This window comes from Gordonia sp. HS-NH1, assembly GCF_001418765.1.
Classification (GTDB): domain Bacteria; phylum Actinomycetota; class Actinomycetes; order Mycobacteriales; family Mycobacteriaceae; genus Gordonia.
This window is the reverse complement of sequence record NZ_LIYC01000111.1, coordinates 1-359: the sequence shown is the minus strand read 5'-3', so window position 1 is coordinate 359 and position 359 is coordinate 1. Positions and strand designations below refer to the sequence as shown.

The window sequence follows — 359 nt, the reverse complement described above, 5'->3', positions numbered from 1 at the left end:
AAAGATGGCGCCCGAGTCGTCCTCCCGCGCCGGCCGGCATCATCCTCGGCCCCATGTCGTATTCGGCAAGCGGGAAATTGCGGCTAGTTAACATTAACATGGCGTGATCGTCGTCACTCGATGCGGCGAATGGCCTCGTTACGTGACGTAGCAGGCCGCCCAGATTGTCGGTCGGTCGGGCAGTTGGTGTGCGAAAACCGTCGTCGGTGATCATGATCTCGCGGTCGAGGGTGACGACCGAAACATTCTCGTGGCGGTATCGCATATGTGCGTCTATCAAACGTCGTTGCTGCGGTGTTGCAATGTCCCGAAGGCCCGACTGGATTCGTTCGGTGAATGCCATAACGGTGGCTAGAACG

General features: G+C 58.5%; 1 protein-coding gene. It reads right to left on the bottom strand.

The window, feature by feature from the left end:
* Positions 1-343: hypothetical protein (locus AMD30_RS24900; RefSeq protein ID WP_231632851.1), on the bottom strand; the 343-nt coding region annotated here is incomplete at its 3' end.
* Between the last annotated feature and the right edge of the window lie 16 nt (positions 344-359).